Raw genomic sequence first — 18671 nt, forward strand, 5'->3', positions numbered from 1 at the left:
GGAAGCCTCTTTGAATCACGCTAACCTGCGGCGGGCCACAAATTACACGCCGTCGTTAACCTGAACTCGTTGCCCTGCTATCAGGTGGATCGATTTGCCAAACGCATCGTCAAAGGCGTATCCTGGACATCGCCTGGGCACCACCTCTCTGATATTGGTGGAGGCATCGAATGCAAGATCACGCTTACCGGAGCCGGCAGCTCGTCTTGCCGCTCGCAGCCATCCTTGTCGCGATCATCCTGGCCGTCGGCACGCTCTTTGGCTCGTCCGGAGCCGCCAACGCGCAGCAGACAACCGCATCTTCGGACAGGATCTGGCAGGATCTGGCAGGATTTGAAAGGCGACGTGTTCGGCGATCGGGCAATTCTGATCGATAGCGGCGTCGTCAGGGTCGAGGCGCCGAAGCGGGCGCAGGATGCCGCCATCGTGCCCGTCGACATCTATATCGACCCCGCCAAGGCGCCCGACGGCATCAAATCCGTCACATTGATCATCGACGTCAATCCGGCACCGGTGGCGGCGACGTTCCAGATCGGCGAGGACGCCGGCGTGACACATCTGTCGACGCGCGTGCGCGTCAACGACTATTCCTATTTGCGTGCCATAGCAGAAACGCAGAGCGGCGAACTTCACATGGCTCAGACCTTCGTCAAGGCGTCAGGCGGATGCTCCGCCCCGGCAGTCAAGAACCAGGACGAGGCGATGGCGACGATGGGGCAGATGAAGCTGCGCCAGTTCCCGCCTCAAGAGACGATGACAAAGGCGCAGGAATTGCAGCTGATGATCCGGCACCCGAACAATTCGGGCCTGCAGCGCAATCCGCTGACCCAGTATTTCATCCCCGCGCATTTTGTTCAGAAACTGTCGATCTCGCAGGCAGACCGGCCGATCCTCTCGATGGAAGGTGGAATATCGATTTCGGAAGACCCCAATTTCCGGTTCGATTTCACCGCGCACGGCACTGGCGATATCCAGGTCGAAGCGATCGATACGGATGGCAAGATATTTCACAATCAATGGCCACTGGAGGCTACGGGACTCTGAAGCCTCGAAACCACATGCAGCGGTTGTCCCGCCGCCGTCTGCGCTCTTAGCGGGGTATCGCCTAAAAGCAGCGCACGTCGGCTTCCGCCTGCGCGCGCTTCAGTTCCGTGCTTGCGGCTTTCGCCGGCGCGCTTTCGCGAAACAGTCCCGAACGCTCCCCTGTCGTCAGGGACATGCTCTTGAAGGTCTCGGCCCTTTCATAATGCTCGAACGGAATGATCGAGGCGATGACGTCGATCGAGCAGGAACAGCTCTCCAGCGCCTGACGTGTCCGGCCGTTCGTCTGCATGCAGCCGAGCACATAGTCGACAACCGTCGCCGTCGGATAATCTCCGGCGGCGCCGGCCGGATTTGCGAATGCCAGGGCCGATGTGAGCAACAGCGGCAAGGCCGAAAACCCGACATATCTGATCATGGGGAACCCTCCGATTGGCCTGGACGCGATAGATCGAGCCCGATGGATCGAGACAGGATCACCGCACCAGTTGGCCTCGTGCCACCACGCCCGTCAAGTTCTCATGCTCACCGTATAGTACCAAAGGAGCAGGGCCGCACCGGCCGGCAAAAAGCCTCCCAGACAGCACGATTATCCCTTCCGAATCCCGGTGCTGACCTTCATTTCATGTCTCCTTCACTATCGGCACCCGGAGCGACGCGCGCATACTTAATGTCACTCGACCCAATGAATATTATTAAATAAAAATCAATACATTCCGCCCAAAAAATACGCAAAATTGGGGAACTTATATAAATCCGGCCTGGTTCACAGTCGATCAATAGCTTTCTGTATGGGTTTTTTCATATCTATTTCTCTATATTGCAGTGCAACATAGACGGAAGTGATTTTTCTTGCCTTCCGCCTGGGGATGACATAGCTTCATCCTGTTTCCGGCTTCAAGGGCGTCACCGTCATTAGGGAGCGGCGACAGTCTTTCGTAGGCCAAGTGGGATGGGCAGTAACGGTGCCCTCTGCTCATTCGGCTTAGGTCGTGACACGCTGCCGGAAATACTTCCCCCACATGAATCGCTTGGGCAAGCCCTCGTGGGCTCGACGGACGATTCGTCATTGTGAACCCTGGGAGGACTTTGATGCGTGTACTTGCGAAAACTGCCTACCTACTAACGACCGCGGCGCTCATGTCGTTCGGCGCGGTCCACATGACGTCGGCCAATGAAGAACTGATGAAAATGGCCGAAAACCCCAAGGACTGGGTGATGCAGACGGGTGACTACGCCAACACCCGCTTTTCCAAGCTAAACCAGATCACCAAGGACAATGTGAAGAACCTGCAGGCCAAGTGGAGCTTCTCCACTGGCGTGCTGCGCGGCCATGAAGGCGGGCCGCTGATCATCGGCGATGTGATGTACGTCCACGCGCCGTTCCCGAACACCGTCTATGCTCTCGATCTCAACAATGACGGAAAGATCCTCTGGAAATACGAGCCCAAGCAAGACCCGAATGTCATTGGAATCATGTGCTGCGACACGGTCAATCGTGGCGTCGCCTATGGTGATGGCAAGATCATTCTCAACCAGGCCGACACCACCGTCGTCGCACTCGACGCCAAGACCGGCAAGGTCGTTTGGTCAGTCAAGAACGGCGACCAGACCGACGGCGGAAAGGGCGAATCCGGTACGTCAGCACCCGTAGTCGTCAAGGACAAGGTGCTCGTCGGCGTCTCCGGCGCTGAATTCGGCGTTCGCGGCTGGCTGGCCGCCTACAATCTGGCAGATGGCAAGCTCGCCTGGAAAGCCTATTCGGAAGGTCCGGACGCAGAAACCCTGATCGATCCCGAGAAGACCACCCATCTCGGCAAGCCTGTCGGAAAGGATTCCGGCACGAACACCTGGGAAGGCGAGCAGTGGAAGACAGGCGGCGGCACGACATGGGGATGGTATTCCTATGATCCCAAGCTGAACTTGGTTTACTATGGTACCGGCAATCCCTCGACATGGAACCCGGTCCAGCGCCCAGGCGACAATCGCTGGTCGATGACGATCATGGCTCGCGATGCGGATACCGGTGTTGCCAAATGGCTCTACCAGATGACCCCGCATGACGAGTGGGACTTTGACGGCGTCAACGAGATGATTCTCGTCGACGGCATGGAGGTCAACGGCGCCAAGCACGACGTGCTGGTGCATTTCGACCGCAATGGCTTTGCCTACACCATGGATCGCGCCAGTGGCGAACTTCTCGTCGCCAAGAAATACGATCCGGCAGTGAACTGGGCGACGGAAGTCAACATGGACCCCAACAGCGACCAGTATGGCCGCCCGCAGGTCGTGGCCAAATATTCGACCCAGGCGAACGGCGAAGACACCAACTCGACGGGCATCTGCCCGGCAGCGCTTGGAACCAAGGACCAGCAACCGGCCGCCTATTCGCCGAAGACCGGGCTGTTCTACGTGCCGACAAACCATGTCTGCATGGACTATGAGCCTTACAAGGTGAGCTACACTGCCGGCCAGCCTTATGTGGGCGCCACCGTGTCGATGTATCCTCCCCCTGGTGGTGACGGCAACATGGGCAACTTCATTGCCTGGGATGCTGCCAAGGGCGAGATCGTCTGGTCGAAGCCCGAGAAGTTCTCGGTGTGGTCGGGCGCGCTGGCAACCGACGGCGACGTCGTCTTCTACGGCACGCTCGAGGGCTACATCAAGGCGGTCGATCATGACGGGAATGAACTCTACAAGTTCAAGACCCCGTCCGGCATCATCGGCAACATCACGGCCTACGAGCATGGCGGCAAGCAGTACATCGCCGTTCTGTCCGGCGTCGGCGGATGGGCCGGTATCGGTCTGGCAGGTGGACTGCTTTCGCCCGATAACGCCGCTGCCTGGCATGGCGCCGTCGATCAGGGTCGTGAGCAAGGCGACGAGACCGCGGTCGTTGGGACTGCTGGTCTGGGAGCGGTCGGTGGCTACGCAGCACTTGCCGACTACACGACGCTGGGCGGCCAGCTCACCGTCTTCGGTCTCCCGGACTGATACACGGGAACCTTAGGCACGCCTCGGGTCTTGTGAAAAAGACCAAGGCTTGAAAAGCGAGAGCCCGGATCACCGGGAAGCCAGGACCGGGCTCTCGATTTCGCCGCGCACCCAAAACATCGATCAATGCCGCTTCACGACTGCAAACCCGTGTCCGTGGCAAATGAAGGAAGAGTCTGAATGTCCGTTCGCATTGTAATTGCCGCTCTCGCTCTGGCTCTGCTGCCTCTGGCAAGCTCAAGTCTCGCGCAGGCCTCGGACAGCGCGGAAAAAGCCAAGGCGGTGACGGAAGAGGACGGCAAGCATTTGGATGCGGAGGGTAATCCGACCTACAAGATCGAAAAAGGGACCGTCGATTGGTATACGTTCAGCGGTTACCGCCGGTACCACTCCGATTGCCATGTCTGTCACGGACCGGACGGCACAGGTTCGAGCTATGCGCCGGCCTTGGTCAACAGCCTGAAAACCATGGATTACGCCACGTTCCTCTCGATCGTCGCCGAAGGCCGCAAGAATGTCGGCGGCGGCAAGGAGAATGTCATGCCCGCTTTTGGCGACAACAAGAACGTCTATTGCTACATGGATGATCTCTACGTCTATCTGCGTGCCCGCGCCGACGGTGCGGCGCCCCGCGGCAGGCCGCCGAAGAAATCAAACAAGCCACAGGCAGCGAAGGATGCCGAAGCATCCTGTATGGGTGGATGATATGTTTGGCCGTGATGCGTTGAAGCTGCGTTTTGTCCTGCCGATGCTCGGCGCACTCGCCTTGCTGCCTTCGAACGTTCAGGCGCAGGACGCCGGCCTTGGTGCCGCGGGAGAACTGGTCGACCCCGACATTCTGCGCGTCTGCGCCGATCCTTCGAACATGCCCTTCACCGACGAGAGCGGCGAAGGCTTCGAAAACAGGCTGGCCGAACTGGTTGCCGCGAAAACCGGCCGGAAGTCCGTCGCCTATACATGGTTTCCTGTTGTCGCTGGCTTCGTGCGCAACACGCTGGCGGCCAACCGATGCGACATCATCATGGGTTACGCTCAGGGCGATGAACTGGTGCAGAACACCAACGCCTACTATCGCTCCTCCTATGTGCTGGTGCACCCGAAGGGCAACGGCATGGAAGGCGTCGAGACGATCGAGGATCCGAAACTCACCGGCAAGAGGATCGGTGTCGTCGAAAGCACGCCGCCGACTGCCAACATGGCCGCCAACAAGCTCTTGCGAACGGCAAAGATCTATCCGCTGGCGGTGGATACGCGCCTCACCGCTTCCATGGGGGAGGTCATGATCAAGGACATGCTCGCCGGCAAGATCGATGCGGCTGTCATGTGGGGACCGATGGCAGGCTACTATGCCAAGGAACTCGGCGCCGATCTCACGATCGTTCCGCTGGTGAAGGAAAAAACCGGCTCGCGCATGTCCTACCGCATCACCATGGGCGTGCGTCCATCCGACCAGGAATGGAAGCGGACACTCAACCGGGTGATCAGGGAAAACCAGGCGGAGATCAACAGAATCCTGCTGGACTACAATGTGCCGCTGATCGACGAACACGATAATCCGATCACGCAATGACGAAACCGTTATGACGGGAAAGGAGACGATTTTGCTGGTCGCTGCGGGCCTTCTGGGTCTGACCCAACCGATGTGGGCTGGCGATGTCGCCGAGCCCGGCGGCTACCGGATGGACGAATATCGGGCGCCGGTGCCGCAGACGCTGCGGGGCGCAAGCGTGGTGACGACGGCAGAGGCGGAGGCGCTGTGGCGGGAGAAGAAGGCGGTGTTCTTCGACGTCATGCCGAACACGCCGAAGCCGGCCAATTTGCCGGCAGGAACGATTTGGAGAGACACGATCAGAAAGGATATCCCAGGCAGCACCTGGCTGGCCAATGTCGGTTACGGCGCTATCTCCGAGGAGACCGCCAGCTATTTTCGCCAAGGCCTCGCGGCGGAAGCCGGTCCCGACAAATCGCGCGCTATTCTGTTCTATTGCATGACGAATTGCTGGATGTCCTGGAATGCCGCGAAACGGGCAGTCGAGTGGGGCTACAGTTCGGTGATCTGGTATCCGCCCGGCGCCGATGGATGGGAGCGTGCAAACCTTCCGCTGGAGGAGAAGAAGCCTTACGTGATCAGCAATTGAAGCATGAGCATTGTTATTTTCGATCGTCTTGTTTTTCGAGTTTCAGAACCTACCGTTTCATTTGTCCATTTTGAGAGCTGATGGACGAGCCATTGCAATGGTGCCCAGCAATGGTTGACTGAGAAAAAGATCGGCCCCTTCGGGCTGGTAGAAGAGGAGAAATGCCATGAAGAAGAGCTGGACGAAACCGACCATGTGCCAGGTTGCTGCGGGCTTCGAAATTTCGCGGTATCTGCCTGCTGAAATTCCTCCCAAGAAGTAGGCCGCAGTGGTGCGTGTCCCTGGCAACGGGGACACGCACTGCGTTGCCGCGCGAGGTTTTCGGGAAAGGCTTTGCCGCGTTCAATACGGGCGCGAAGCCATTCGCGGTCCAAAACTTGTTGTTGGTTGAACAAGCCGCAGAGCGGGCATTGCAATGCGCTTGAAAATCATCGGCTCAGCGGCAGGCGGCGGCTTTCCGCAATGGAATTGCAACTATCGCCTGAGCCGCGCGGCTCGCACCGGGATGGCTTGCGTGCATTCGCGAACCCAATCAAGCATCGCCGCGTCAGTGGATGGGGCCGGCTGGGTGCTCTTCAACGCCTCGCCCGATATTCGCCAGCAGATTGCGCAAACGCCTGAATTGCAGCCCGCGCATGATGCGCCGCTGCGTTCGACGCCTATCCGTGCGGTGGTGCTGACCAATGCCGATGTCGATCATGTCGCCGGCCTGCTCAGCCTGCGTGAGCGGCAGCCTTTTGCCATCTACGCAACGACACAGGTTCTGGCGACGCTGGAGGCGAATTCGATTTTCAATGTTCTCGATCCGGCGCTCGTGCCGCGACGCATCTTGCCGCCGGCGAAAGAACTGGCGATCTGCGATGCAGACGGCAACGAAACCGGCGTGATTGTCGAGAGCTTTCCCGTGCCCGGAAAGATAGCGCTCTATCTCGAGGAAAGAAGCCAGCCGGATGCCAATTTCAGCTCCGAGTCCGGCGACACGATCGGCGTCCGTATCACTGGCGCCGGCAGTCGCGGCTCCGTCTTCTATATCCCGGGCTGCGCGCGCATCGATGCGACCCTGCGCACGCGTCTAGCCGATGCCGCCTGCCTCCTGTTCGACGGCACGGTCTATACCGACGACGAGATGATCGCTGCCGGCGTCGGCCAAAAAACCGGGGCGCGCATGGGGCATCTGGCAATGTCGGGAGACGCGGGTTCGATCGCCGGCTTGGCCGATGTAAGTGTCGGCCGCCGTGTCTTCGTCCACATCAACAACACCAACCCCGTTCTGGACGAGAATTCCACCGAACACGCAGCGGTGAAAGCGGCCGGCTGGGAAGTCGCCCGCGACGGGATGGAGATGGAATTTTGAGTGATTTCCACGACGCAGCCAGGAACGGCCTGTCCTCCAGCGAGCTCGAAGCCGTGCTGCGGCAAATCGGTGCCGAGCGCTATCACAACCGCCATCCTTTCCATCACAAGATGACCAGCGGTGCGCTGTCGAGGACCGAGATGCAGGCCTGGGCGCTGAACCGCTACTGCTACCAGGCAGTCATCCCGCGCAAGGATGCCATGATCCTTGCTCATGCCGAAGATCCGGCGTTTCGCGCCGCCTGGCGCAAACGCATCGAGGATCATGACGGCAAGGACGGCTGGAGCGGCGGTATCGCGCGCTGGCTGCATCTGGCGACCTCGCTCGGCCTCAATCCCGATGACGTGAAGAGCGAAAGGCTGGCACTGCCGGCGACACGTTTCGCGGTCGGCGCTTACCTCTCCTTTTGCACGAACCGGACGCTGTTCGAGGCGGTCGCGTCGTCGCTGACCGAGATGTTCTCGCCGCTCATCATCGGCGAGCGGGTCCCGGCCATGCTGGCCAAATACGATTACATCACCGAGGATACGCTGGCCTATTTCAGCCGACGGCCCGAACAGGCCTCGCGCGACGCCGACTTCGCCCTCGCCTACGTGCTCGGCCATGCCGACACGGCGGAACGCCAGCAGCAGGCGATCGATGCGCTGGTGTTCAAATGCGATATACTGTGGGCCATGCTCGACGCGCTTCAACACGCTTATGCCGAGCCGGGAAACGTACCGCCTGGCGCCTTCCGTCCGGAGGCAGCCCGATGATGGCGCTGCGCGAAAGAGCCTTGGTGTCGCCGCAGTCGGTGCCATCGCTGCCGAAGCACGTGCGCATACAATACGACCCCGTGCGGCAGGCGTTCGCCGTGCTTTCGCCCGAAAAGGTATTTTGGCCGAACGATATCAGCCTCGATATATTGCGCCGCTGCGATGGACGGTCCACCGTCGGCCACATCATTGCCGACCTTGCCGCGGATTATGACGCCGAACAGGAGGCCGTGGCCGCCGACGTCGTCGCCTTCCTGCAGGAATGGTCGGACAAGCTGCTGGTGAAGCTATGAGCGAGCCCCTTCTCCCGCCGATCGGCATGCTGGCGGAACTGACGCATCGCTGCCCGCTGCAATGCCCTTATTGCTCCAATCCGCTCGAATTGCTGAAGGCCAATCGCGAACTCGATACACAGACCTGGCTCGACCTGTTCTTGCAGGCGGCCGATCTCGGCGTTCTCCAGGTGCACCTGTCGGGTGGCGAACCGACGCTGCGCCGCGATCTCGAGCAATTGATCGCCGGGCTTTCGGCGCGCGGCGTCTACACCAACCTGATCACCGCCGGCGTCGGCATTGCCGAAGGCCGCATCGAGGCGTTTGCCGAAGCCGGGCTCGACCATCTGCAGCTGAGCTTTCAAGGCGCACGTCCGGCGACCACCGACCGCATCGGCAACCACAAAGGCGGCCACGAAAAGAAGCTGGAGACGGCACGCCGCGCGCGCGCGGCCGGCCTGCCGCTTACCATCAACGCACCGATCCATCGCCACAACATCGAGGAGGTGCCGGAATTCATCGGTCTGGCGCTTTCGCTGGGCGCGGAGCGGCTCGAGATCGCCAACGTGCAGTATGCCGGCTGGGCGCTGACCAATCGCGATCAACTGATGCCAGAGCGTGCTGCAGTCGACCGGCAGGCGGAGATCGTCGCGGCGGCGCGCGAACGGCTCACCGGCATCATGAACATCGATTTCGTCCCGCCGGATTATTTCGCCATCTATCCGAAGCCGTGCATGGGCGGGTGGGCGCGCGACGCGTTCATGGTGACGCCGGACGGCACCGTGCTGCCATGCCATGCCGCACAGACCATCCCGTCGCTCAGTTTTGAGCGTTTCGGACCGCGCAGCCTGGCCGAGATCTGGACGGATTCGCCGGCATTCAACGCCTTTCGCGGCACCGACTGGATGCAGCAACCTTGTCGCAGCTGCGAACGGCGTGAGATCGACTGGGGCGGCTGCCGCTGCCAGGCGATGGCGATCGCCGGGGATGCCGCCGCCACGGACCCGGCTTGCGCGAAATCGCCGATCCATGCGCGCATGGCCATGCTGATCGACGAAGCCCAGCGTGCTGCGGCAGTTCCCTCGCACGACGAACCATTCGTCTACCGGCGGATCGGCGTCGTCACCGAGCCCGCCTGACGCGCCTTCTAAAGCGCGTCGCACGAATCGCTTGAACGGATTCAATGGATTCATGCGACGCGCTTTAAGTTCTTGTTTTTATGCGTGTCGTTATCCCAAAACCGCTGCGCACCCTCGGTTCAAGCCCGAGGGCATGCTTTTGGGCGACATGCATTATTCCACCGTCTCGCGCTCGCGCACCGCGTCGGCGAAAGCCAGTGCATCGCGATTGACCGCGACATTGTGCACGCGAAAGATCGAAGCACCCTTCAGCCGCAGGATGACGCTGGTCGCTGCTGTGCCGACGTCCCGCCCCTCGTCAGTTCCGCCGACCAGGTGACGGGCAAGACGCTTGCGGGACGTGCCGACCAGCAACGGAAAACCGAGCGCGCGCAATTCACCGAAGCGAGCCATGAGCTCAAGGTTTTCCTCTCCGTCCTTGGCGAAGGCGAAGCCCGGGTCGAGCACGATCCGGTCATCCGGGATGCCGGCGTCGCGCGCGATCTCCAGCGATCTGTTCAGGAACAGGAACTGGTCGGCGATCACATCCGCCAGTTTTTCACGGTCGCGCCCGGTGTGCATGATGACGAGGCCGGCGCCGGTTTCCGCCGCGACGTGGGCGATGTCGGGTTCGCGCTGCAGGCCATGCACGTCGTTGACGATATGTGCGCCCGCCGCGACCGCCAGACGCGCCGTCTCGGCCCTGTAGGTGTCGACCGAAACCACGCTGCCGCCGTCTGACGACAGCGCCTCGATCAGCGGCAGGATGCGCGCTTGTTCCTCGCGCGCCGAAACGGCGCCGGCGCCGGGCCGGGTGGATTCGCCGCCGACATCGATGATCGCCGCGCCCTCGCCGATCATACGCCGCGCCTGCTGGAACGCCAGTTCCGGCCGGTCGAATTCTCCGCCGTCGGAAAAACTGTCCGGCGTGACGTTCAAAATCCCCATCAGCAACGATTTCGCGCCAAGATCGAGATGCCGTCCATGAGCAAGCTGCCAGCGCGTCATGCGTCAACCTTTTTTCATATCAGATGCCATTCGCGACACGATTGTCACTCACACGCGTCCGGTTTCCCCATCTACCTATGCTCGCGAAACAACAAGGAGCGTAGCAATGACCAAGGAAAGCTTTATCTACACGACCTATATTGTCTCGACACCGGGAAAGGTGTTCGAAGCCATCACCAAACCGGACCTCGCACGGCGCTACTGGGGCCACGAAAACGTCTCCGACTGGAAGCCCGGCTCGAACTGGGAGCATGTCCGCGCCAATGATGAACGGACCGTCGAACTCGTCGGCAAGGTCGTCGAGGTCTCGCCGCCGACCCGTCTCGTCATCACCTGGGCAAACGCTTCGCAGGCGTCCGATCCGGCGAGCTACAGCCGGGTGACCTTCGAGCTCGAGGAATACGAGGCCATGGTCCGGCTGACCGTCACCCATGACGAACTCGAAGCCGGCAGCGGGATGGCGAACGGCATCAAAAAGGGTTGGCCGATCGTCCTCTCCAGCCTGAAATCCTTCCTCGAAACGGGTCAGGCGATCGACGTCTTCGCCAAGCCGCGCGCGTCCGAACTGGCGGCCTGACCCAGGACAAAGGACCGAGCAGATGAGCACTCTCTACACCGGCGGATGCGCGTGCGGCGCGGTCCGCTACGAGGCAAAGGCAGCCCCGATCTTCGAAAACCACTGCCAATGCCGTGATTGCCAGAAAAGAAGCGGCACCGGTCATGGATCCTATCTGACGTTTCCGTCGCGAGCGGACGTGGCCATCACCGGCACGACGACGGACTGGCGTGTCACGGCGGACAACGGAAATGTCAAAATCCATTCCTTCTGCCCGGTCTGCGGAACGCCGGTCTACCTGACATACGCCGCCATGCCGGACGTGATCACGGTCCATGCCGCAAGCCTTGACGATCCAGGCCGGTTCAATCCGACCGTGGTGACCTACGGTACCCGAGCCCTCCCCTGGGACAAGATGGAAACCGGGCTGACCACGTTCGAGAAGATGCCATCAGGCTAACCGGCCCGGCGGCATAGCCGACGCGCTCCCTATCTTCAGGAAGCGGATCACCTGCGCCCACCGCGGGCGCGGGTCGGCTGACGTGGTTTCGCGTGCATTATGGTGACAGTGCACTTTTTGCCGTGCTTGGCTGTCGCTATGTTGGAAATCGGGAAGGCACGGCAGCAGAAAGGAAAATAGTGCGCTGCCACCGTAATTCGCGGTTGTGCCCATGACACTCACCGCTCAGCGATTGCCGTACTCGTCGTGGCGGCGCCACCACGCCTGGGGGAACTCGAGCCCGTTCTCGTTCCTTCCCCACGGAGCCAAGTCGAGGAAACGGTACACCCCCATAAACACCTCGGTGCCACGGGCGTAGGTGGAGTAGGTGTGGTAGACGGCACCGTCCTGGAGCGCGAAGACGCTCATTCCCTCCTTCTGCGGCTCGGCCCTGTCGACATGCTGATAGTTGTAGTCGGCGCCGTCTCTCTGCTGCTCTTCGGTGAAGGCGGCGCCGAAGTCGTATTTGAAATCGCTCCCGAGCGACGAAACCCACGGGAAGCGCCAGCCCATTTGCTGCTTGTAATCCTGGAGCTCCTGCAACGGGGCGATCGATTCGCAAACGAGGGTAATGTCGCGGCCGTTCAAGTGGGGGATGACGCAGTCGAAGTGATCGGCGATCAAGGAGCATCCGGTGCATCCTTGGCGCTCATCGGTGAGCCGGTATCCGTAGCCGAACATGAAATGATAGACGAAGAGTTGCGAGCGTCCTTGGAAGAGGTCGGCGAGCGAGGCGCTTCCCTCCTCGGTCTCGAATAGATACGCCTTATCGATCCGAACCCACGGCAGCTCCTGTCGCTGTCGCGCCAGTTCGTCGCTCTGCCGCATGAGCCGTTTCTCCGCCTCGAGCAGTGCGAGCCGCGCTCCGAGCCATTCCACGCGTGTTCCGGTCTTGTGTTTCGTCATCGCTCCTATCTCCTTCCTCGGGGTTTCCTTTCCGTTTTTCGAAACAACTTGTTGCGTCAGGAGATAAACTTAACGCCGGAGGCGAAACATGGTAGCCAGATGTGGGCGGGTTTCCGATGGACTCCCTGATCACGGATGCCAATGATGTCACCTTGGCCTTCGAAGACTACAAGCTGGAAATGGATAGCGCTCCCGCTCGAACACCTCTGCTCGGTGCGTTGCAGACCGCAGGCTGAAAAAGCAGGACGGAGTCACAAGGCGAGCGTGCTGATGTTCCCTCGCGGCGGGCATTTCCTGCTGAGACGCACGTCGAACCGGCGCCCTCCCTCTTGATGGAGTTCATCAAGCGAACACGGGGGGAGCGGCGCAATTTGCCTGAGGGGACTCCTGCCCGCTTGTTGCGGAGCCAGTTGAGGACGCGGGCGCCTCGTCGAACCACCTGCGTCACTTGGAGGGCAGCATGAAATCGCCGACAGTGAGAGTTATGGCCGCGGCCGATGAAGATCCGGCGGTCGGAACAATCGTGCTGGCCTTTGCAGAGGATCCCATGGCGCGATGGACCTGGCCGCATGCACACCAGTACCTTGCCGCCATGCCGCGACTGGTCCGCGCGTTCGGGGCCAGGGCATTCTCAAACGGAAGCGCCTTTTGCACCGATGGCTACGCCGGGACGGCGCTGTGGCTGTCGCCCGGTGTGCATCCCGACGAGGAAGGGCTTGGTGCGGTTGTCGAGAGCACGGTTGCGCCCTCTCTTGCCCCTGAAGTCGCCGCTATATTCGAGCAGATGGCCAAGTACCATCCGGCCGAACCGCATTGGTACTTGCCCGTGATCGGCGTCGACCCGGCGCATCAGGGCGAAGGTCTCGGCGAAGCCTTGATGGCATACGCGCTCGCGCAGTGCGATCGCGATCACGCGCCCGCCTATCTGGAATCCTCGAACCCGCGCAACATCCCGTTCTACCGGCGCCACGGCTTCGAACCGCTCGGCGCGATCCAGATCGGTTCATCGCCGACGCTCGTCCCAATGCTGCGGCGACCGCGTTGAGCCAGGTAGGGCAGACGAGCGAAGCGTTATCCCGCCCGGCTAACTGTACGGCGTCATGGGACGCGCTCCACGACATTCCGGCTCCCGGCTTCCGCCCACCGCCGGCGCGGTCGTCAGCCGGCTCAGTCGGTGAACGCGACGGGTGTAAGCGGTTTGCGGCTGATCGACAGCGAGAAAATATCCGGCCGGGAATAGTGCCCAGCGACGTCAAGCGACCGCCGGGCGCGGCCGACCGCCTCCCGATCAATTTCGGCGAAAAGGATTCCCTTGTCGCGGTTCAGCGGTCCGGCCGCGATTGCGCCGCCCGGCTTCACGACGACGGCGTCGCCGTCGTTGATCCACTCATCGGCCTTGAACAGTCGGTCGCGATCGGGAAAGTCGGCCGGCAGATCGCTGCCCTGCATGGCCGTCGCCGTGCCGATGACCCAGCATCCGCCCTCGCGGGCGATGTGGCGCAATGTGGCGAGGCAGAGTTCACCATTGTCCCACGTCGGATTGACGAGAATGTCGATGTTCTGGGCGTAGAGAGCGTAGCGCGCAAGCGGCATATAGCTTTCCCAGCAGATCAGGCACCCCAGGCGGCCGACCGGCGTGTCGACAACTCTGAGGCCGCTCGCGTCGCCCGTCCCCCAGACCATGCGCTCGGGGTTGGTCGGCATCAACTTGCGATGTCGGTTTTGAAGCGTGCCATCCGGTCCAATCACGACCACGGTGTTAAACAGCGTTGTGCCCGAGAATCGACTATCGATCTCGTTCAGGCCGACGACAATCGTCACCGCACGCTGGCTGGCGGCCTGCTGCAGAGGCTCAAGGTCATCTCGCTCGATGTCGACGGCGTTGCTGCGCAGCCTGGCGTGAAGCTCGCTTGACAACGCCATATCCGTGCCGGGCTTCAGCCGCCAGACCCACGTCGGATATCCCGGTATCCAGGCTTCAGGGAAGATCACCAGGGTGGCGCCGGCATCGGCGGCTTCGTTGATCGCCTCGACGGCTCTGGCGATGGTCGCCTCGCGATCGAGAAAGACCGGCGGCTTCTGAACGACGGCAATTTTTGCTTGCATGGCGGTTTCCTCTACTCCCAATGCACGTTCCCACTACACTTCAGCTGCAATGGTTTTCTTGTGAGCACTTCTGTCGGTGTGTCGTAACATGAGGACATAGCCGCCGGCTTTCAGCGACGGCAGCAGCTTCTGCAACCGTCAATGCGATGGCGGATGCGAATGATCGCATGTTCAGTCTCCCCAGCCTCGACACCCCAGTCGGACATCCCGGTATCCATGCTTAGGGAAAGACGACCAGTGCGGCGCCACATTCGCGGCTTCGATCGCTTTGTTGATGGTGGCTTCGCGGCTGGCGGCGGCGGCAGCCCGGCATTGGTCGAGGGTCGTCTCCTTGTATTGGGCAGGATCGAATGGTTTCGTCGCCGTCGTCGTTGTCATCGGCCGGCTCCTCAAGGCTGTTTCGCAAGACCGTGTTCACGGCTAAACTTGCCGACAATCGTGGGAGCGCCCGTGGAAACCGGCGTCGAATTATCTCGAGGCAGAGCAGGCAGGCCAGGAATGCAACGTCCTATCCCGCTCCGGGTACGTCTGCTCGGCGAGCTCCAGCTTGTCGGCGCCGACGGGAAGGCGCTTGCTTTACCCGCCTCCCGCAAAACGCGCGCGCTTCTTGGCTATCTCATTGCCACCGGTCAGGTGCACCGGCGTGAACGGCTCTGCGATCTGTTCTGGGACGGACCGGACGATCCGCGCGCCGAGTTGCGCTGGAGCCTCAGCAAGATCCGCGCGCTGCTCGGCGACGGCAGCAGAGCTCGGCTTGTGGCGGATCGCGAGCGGGTCGGCATCGAGCTTGGCGATGCGCTGGTCGACCATGCGGTCGTGCGCTCGCTTGCCGCAAGCAGCGTCGCCGCCGCGACCACCGAGGTGCTGACCGAGACTGTGGCGCTGTTTGGAGGCGAGTTCCTCGACGGGCTCGATCTGCCGCTCTGTTACCGCTACCAGGAATGGTGCGTTGCGGAGCGGGAGGCGATGAGCCAGCTCCGGTTCAGGGTTCTCGCCGCGCTTATCGCGCGACTGGAAGACGTCCCGACGGATGCCCTGCCCTATGCCTACGCATTTGTTGCGGCCGACCCGCTATCCGAAACCGGTCATGCTGCGGTGGTCCGGCTGCTTGGGAAGATGGGCCGGACCAACGACGCGCTCGTTCATTACGAGCGGGCGCATCGCATATTCGAAGCCGAACTTGGCGCGCCGCCAGGCGAGGAACTGAAGGCGGCGAGGCAGGCGCTGCGACCGAGCCCAATCGCAGTTGCCCGAGCCGCACCTTCCGGTGCAGCCAGGGGAACCCTGGACGACGCTCCGCGGCCTGCGGCTTCCGGGCCCATGGTTGGGCGCGACGCCGAGCGCACAACCATCGATCGCCTCGTCGGGATGGCAGCCGACAGCGGCCCGGACGTCATCCTCGTGACTGGGGAGCCCGGCATCGGCAAGAGCCACATGCTCGGCTATTTCAGCGAACGGATGGCCGCTGCCGGCGGGCGCGTCTTCAGCGCGCGCGCATTCGAAGCCGAGACGGCGCGATCCTATGGCATCTGGATCGATCTCCTGCGCTCGGTCCAGCGGCAGCGACCGCGCCATGGATTGCCTTCGCTTCTCGGCCCGCTGCTCCCCGAGCTTGGAGGCGGCGAAGGCGGGGTCGGGGATCGCACTCAGCTGTTCGACGCCATTGTCGACGTGCTTCACGGGCTCGCCGCCGACGAGCCGGTGGGTATTGCCCTCGACGACGTCCAGTGGATCGACGACGCGTCCGCGTCGCTGCTTCACTATGTTGCTCGCCGGACCGAGGCAGCCCCCGGTCTTGTCATCGCCTGCGCAGCGCGTTCTGGAGAAGTCGAAGACAATATCGCGGTATCGCGGGTGCTGCGCTCGCTCGCCCGCGATGGCCGACTGACGGAGATCGAGCTCGATACGTTGAGCGCCGAGCACACGGCAGAGCTCGTCCGGTGGCTCGACCCGGCTCTCGACGCGGCTCAAATCATCTCTGCGAGCGATGGCAATCCGCTGTTTGCGCTTGAACTTGCCCGCGCTCACCTGCGTGGAGATCCCGGCCCCGGCCGTACCGTGAAAGCCCTGATAGAAGGACAACTGGCTGGGCTGACCGACCAGGTGCGCGAAACGCTGGTCTGGGCTGCAGCGCATGGCCGCACCTTCACGCCGGAGGATCTCGCGCGCTTGGCGCCGTTTGATGCTGCCGGGCTGCTGATGGCACTGGGGGAGCTTGAGCGGCGCGGGCTGGTGCGGCCGGCAGGCGGCGACGCCTATGACTTCACCCACGACCTCGTCCGGCAAGTCACCTACCGCAGCTTGTCCCATCCCAGGCGCAAGCTGTTGCACCGGCATATCGCGCGCGCGCTTCGGGCGGCGGCGGAGCGCGGCGGTGACGCCGCAGCCGATCTCGTTCATCACGCCGTGCTCGCCGAGGATGACGAGATGGCCGCACGAGCTTGCATCGTCGCCGGCGAGCGGGCCCTTCGGCTCTTCGCCAATGCCGAGGCCGCCGGCTTGGCCGAACGAGGGCTGCGGTATGTCGCGCGGCTGCCGGAAGCGCCGGAGAAGCTGGTTTCCCGGATTGCGCTGCTCAAGATCCGCGTTCTTGCCGCGACTGGTCCCGGATTGCGATCACTTCCTCCCATTGAAGACGCGATCGCCGACGCGACCACCGCAGCGGAGGAACAAGGGCTGCAGGCTGCCGCGGCGACAGGGCACTATCTGCTTTCCATTCTCCATCAGCAGGCCGGACAAATAGAGCAGGCCGAGGCCAGCACGCTTCGTGCGGCCGAGATAGGGCGCAACGCTGACCGCAAGATCCAGGCGCATCAGCTCGCCAACACGGCTCGCTGCCTGCTTGAGCTGGAGACAGAAATCGCGCGCGCGCGCGAATTGATCGCGGAGGCCGGCGATATCGCGCAGTCGCTTGGTACAGAGTTGTGCGAACTGCATTGGGCCAGCGGGCTGCTGGAGCGATGGGACGGTCGGCAGGATCAAGCCGCCGTGTATCTTGCTCACTCTCTTGCCCTGGCGCGCCGAAGCGAAGACCGCTGGCGCGAGTATAAATGCCTGACCTGGCTGGCGACGCTTCATTTCGAAATGGCACGATATGCCGACATGCGCGCCCGCTGTGAGGAGCTGCGGTCGGTTGCCGCACGGATTGGCGAGGAGACGCCTTTCGTCGATGCCCTGCAGGCGCTTGCTGCCCTCATGACGGCGGATGATGCAGCCGACGAGGCGCTGGAGAGCGCCTTGGCGCGGCTTCGTGCCGCCGACGACAAGTCCTACCTGGCTTACGCTCTCAACAGCGCGGCGAGTTTCTACTGTCGTGCCGGCCGAACGGAGCAAGTCCGACTCCACGCCAGCGAGGCACTGACAGTCGCCTCCAAGATCCGCCGGCGCTGCGAGATCGCCATTGCGAGGGCCCTGCTCAGCGCGGCCGCCAACAGTTCTTCGGCACCGGAAATCGACGATGATTGCCGGGCGTCGATCGAGCTTGCGGATTTCAGCGCGAGGGCGCGAGCAGTTTTGCGCCATCCTGCCGAACCGGCGCGCAGCGTTCCAACGGCCGCACCCACGCCAGGCCTTCAGAGTTGAACGAGCCATCGAACAGGAGAGCACCATGCCTCGCATAATCGTCGAGCGGACTTTTGAAGCCCCGTTCACCCAGCAAGAACTCGACGCGGTGGAGGCGCGGATGGCACCGTGCCTCGACCTCTACGATGTCCGCTGGATCCGTAGCTACTGGTCATCCGACCGGCTGCGCATGATCTGCGAATACGAAGCCGCTGATATCGCCAGCGTTCGAAACGTCCAGCACGAGGCCGAAGCCAGGTTTGAGCGGGCCTGGGCTGCCGATGTGCTGGGCGAGCCGTGAGATCCAGTCGTCAGGCTGATACGGGTGAAAGTTGCAAGCCGTCGTTGTGTGTCGGAACCTAG

Annotated in this window: 20 protein-coding genes; 14 read left to right on the forward strand and 6 right to left on the reverse strand. The window is 62.0% G+C overall.

The window, feature by feature from the left end:
• Positions 1 to 333 precede the first annotated feature (333 nt).
• The gene (locus tag AC0L3I_RS30650) at positions 334 to 1044 is read left to right on the forward strand and encodes a quinoprotein dehydrogenase-associated SoxYZ-like carrier (protein WP_473529397.1); all 711 of its coding nucleotides are present in this window, start codon (positions 334 to 336) and stop codon (positions 1042 to 1044) included.
• Between the two features lie 61 nt (positions 1045 to 1105).
• Here AC0L3I_RS30650 and AC0L3I_RS30655 read toward each other — a convergent pair whose 3' ends face one another.
• Positions 1106 to 1459 (reverse strand): hypothetical protein, encoded by a 354-nt coding sequence (locus tag AC0L3I_RS30655; RefSeq protein WP_473529398.1) that lies wholly within the window; start codon positions 1457 to 1459, stop codon positions 1106 to 1108.
• Between the two features lie 674 nt (positions 1460 to 2133).
• On the opposite strand from AC0L3I_RS30655, the gene AC0L3I_RS30660 reads away from it, so the two are divergent.
• The 4 genes from AC0L3I_RS30660 (at position 2134) to AC0L3I_RS30675 (ending at position 6173) form a co-directional block, all read left to right on the forward strand.
• A complete protein-coding gene (locus AC0L3I_RS30660) occupies positions 2134 to 4035 on the forward strand; it encodes a methanol/ethanol family PQQ-dependent dehydrogenase (protein ID WP_473485472.1) in 1902 nt (633 codons plus the stop codon).
• A 180-nt stretch (positions 4036 to 4215) separates the two neighbouring features.
• Entirely contained in the window at positions 4216 to 4740 is a 525-nt protein-coding gene (locus AC0L3I_RS30665; protein WP_473485471.1) for a c-type cytochrome, methanol metabolism-related, read from the forward strand.
• A gap of 1 nt (position 4741) precedes the next feature.
• Complete coding sequence (locus AC0L3I_RS30670) at positions 4742 to 5605, forward strand: quinoprotein dehydrogenase-associated putative ABC transporter substrate-binding protein (protein ID WP_473529399.1); 864 nt, start codon at positions 4742 to 4744, stop codon at positions 5603 to 5605.
• 10 nt (positions 5606 to 5615) lie between these two features.
• A complete protein-coding gene (locus AC0L3I_RS30675) occupies positions 5616 to 6173 on the forward strand; it encodes a PQQ-dependent catabolism-associated CXXCW motif protein (protein WP_473529400.1) in 558 nt (185 codons plus the stop codon).
• 57 nt (positions 6174 to 6230) lie between these two features.
• Here the strand turns inward: AC0L3I_RS30675 and AC0L3I_RS30680 are convergent, their stop codons facing one another.
• On the reverse strand, positions 6231 to 6368 hold the full coding sequence (locus AC0L3I_RS30680; protein WP_165848570.1) for a hypothetical protein: 138 nt from the start codon (positions 6366 to 6368) through the stop codon (positions 6231 to 6233).
• A 220-nt stretch (positions 6369 to 6588) separates the two neighbouring features.
• Between AC0L3I_RS30680 and pqqB the strand changes: the two genes are divergently transcribed.
• Genes pqqB through pqqE form a run of 4 tightly spaced genes read left to right on the forward strand, consistent with a single transcriptional unit; the run spans position 6589 to position 9693 of the window.
• Positions 6589 to 7527 (forward strand): pyrroloquinoline quinone biosynthesis protein PqqB, encoded by a 939-nt coding sequence (pqqB, locus tag AC0L3I_RS30685; RefSeq protein ID WP_473529401.1) that lies wholly within the window; start codon positions 6589 to 6591, stop codon positions 7525 to 7527.
• Positions 7524 to 8282 (forward strand): pyrroloquinoline-quinone synthase PqqC, encoded by a 759-nt coding sequence (gene pqqC, locus AC0L3I_RS30690; protein WP_473529402.1) that lies wholly within the window; start codon positions 7524 to 7526, stop codon positions 8280 to 8282. Before pqqB ends, pqqC begins: the two co-directional genes overlap by 4 nt.
• Positions 8279 to 8575, forward strand: coding sequence for a pyrroloquinoline quinone biosynthesis peptide chaperone PqqD (pqqD, locus tag AC0L3I_RS30695; protein ID WP_473529403.1), 297 nt, complete (start codon positions 8279 to 8281; stop codon positions 8573 to 8575). The genes pqqC and pqqD overlap by 4 nt, the downstream gene beginning before the upstream one ends.
• Positions 8572 to 9693: a pyrroloquinoline quinone biosynthesis protein PqqE gene (gene pqqE / locus AC0L3I_RS30700; RefSeq protein WP_473529404.1), complete on the forward strand. Its 1122-nt coding sequence runs from the start codon at positions 8572 to 8574 to the stop codon at positions 9691 to 9693. Before pqqD ends, pqqE begins: the two co-directional genes overlap by 4 nt.
• Positions 9694 to 9846: 153 nt before the next feature.
• Here the strand turns inward: pqqE and folP are convergent, their stop codons facing one another.
• Complete coding sequence (gene folP / locus AC0L3I_RS30705; RefSeq protein WP_473529405.1) at positions 9847 to 10680, reverse strand: dihydropteroate synthase; 834 nt, start codon at positions 10678 to 10680, stop codon at positions 9847 to 9849.
• Between the two features lie 106 nt (positions 10681 to 10786).
• Between folP and AC0L3I_RS30710 the strand changes: the two genes are divergently transcribed.
• Positions 10787 to 11257: an SRPBCC family protein gene (locus AC0L3I_RS30710; RefSeq protein ID WP_473529406.1), complete on the forward strand. Its 471-nt coding sequence runs from the start codon at positions 10787 to 10789 to the stop codon at positions 11255 to 11257.
• 22 nt (positions 11258 to 11279) lie between these two features.
• Positions 11280 to 11696: a GFA family protein gene (locus AC0L3I_RS30715; protein WP_473529407.1), complete on the forward strand. Its 417-nt coding sequence runs from the start codon at positions 11280 to 11282 to the stop codon at positions 11694 to 11696.
• 225 nt (positions 11697 to 11921) lie between these two features.
• On the opposite strand, the gene AC0L3I_RS30720 is transcribed toward AC0L3I_RS30715, so the two are convergent.
• The gene (locus tag AC0L3I_RS30720; protein ID WP_473529408.1) at positions 11922 to 12641 is read right to left on the reverse strand and encodes a DUF899 domain-containing protein; all 720 of its coding nucleotides are present in this window, start codon (positions 12639 to 12641) and stop codon (positions 11922 to 11924) included.
• A 460-nt stretch (positions 12642 to 13101) separates the two neighbouring features.
• Here AC0L3I_RS30720 and AC0L3I_RS30725 point away from each other — a divergent pair, with 460 nt between their 5' ends.
• The gene (locus AC0L3I_RS30725; protein ID WP_473529409.1) at positions 13102 to 13686 is read left to right on the forward strand and encodes a GNAT family N-acetyltransferase; all 585 of its coding nucleotides are present in this window, start codon (positions 13102 to 13104) and stop codon (positions 13684 to 13686) included.
• 122 nt (positions 13687 to 13808) lie between these two features.
• Here AC0L3I_RS30725 and AC0L3I_RS30730 read toward each other — a convergent pair whose 3' ends face one another.
• Entirely contained in the window at positions 13809 to 14747 is a 939-nt protein-coding gene (locus AC0L3I_RS30730) for a carbon-nitrogen hydrolase family protein (protein ID WP_473529410.1), read from the reverse strand.
• 171 nt (positions 14748 to 14918) lie between these two features.
• On the reverse strand, positions 14919 to 15125 hold the full coding sequence (locus AC0L3I_RS30735; protein WP_473529411.1) for a hypothetical protein: 207 nt from the start codon (positions 15123 to 15125) through the stop codon (positions 14919 to 14921).
• Between the two features lie 120 nt (positions 15126 to 15245).
• Between AC0L3I_RS30735 and AC0L3I_RS30740 the strand changes: the two genes are divergently transcribed.
• Together AC0L3I_RS30740 and AC0L3I_RS30745 are read left to right on the forward strand one after the other, a co-directional pair.
• Entirely contained in the window at positions 15246 to 18329 is a 3084-nt protein-coding gene (locus AC0L3I_RS30740; RefSeq protein WP_473529412.1) for an ATP-binding protein, read from the forward strand.
• A gap of 25 nt (positions 18330 to 18354) precedes the next feature.
• Positions 18355 to 18609, forward strand: a complete 255-nt coding sequence (locus tag AC0L3I_RS30745) for a nickel-binding protein (RefSeq protein ID WP_128180888.1) — start codon at positions 18355 to 18357, stop codon at positions 18607 to 18609.
• Positions 18610 to 18671: the final 62 nt, after the last annotated feature.

Source organism: Mesorhizobium sp. WSM4840 (assembly GCF_055811755.1).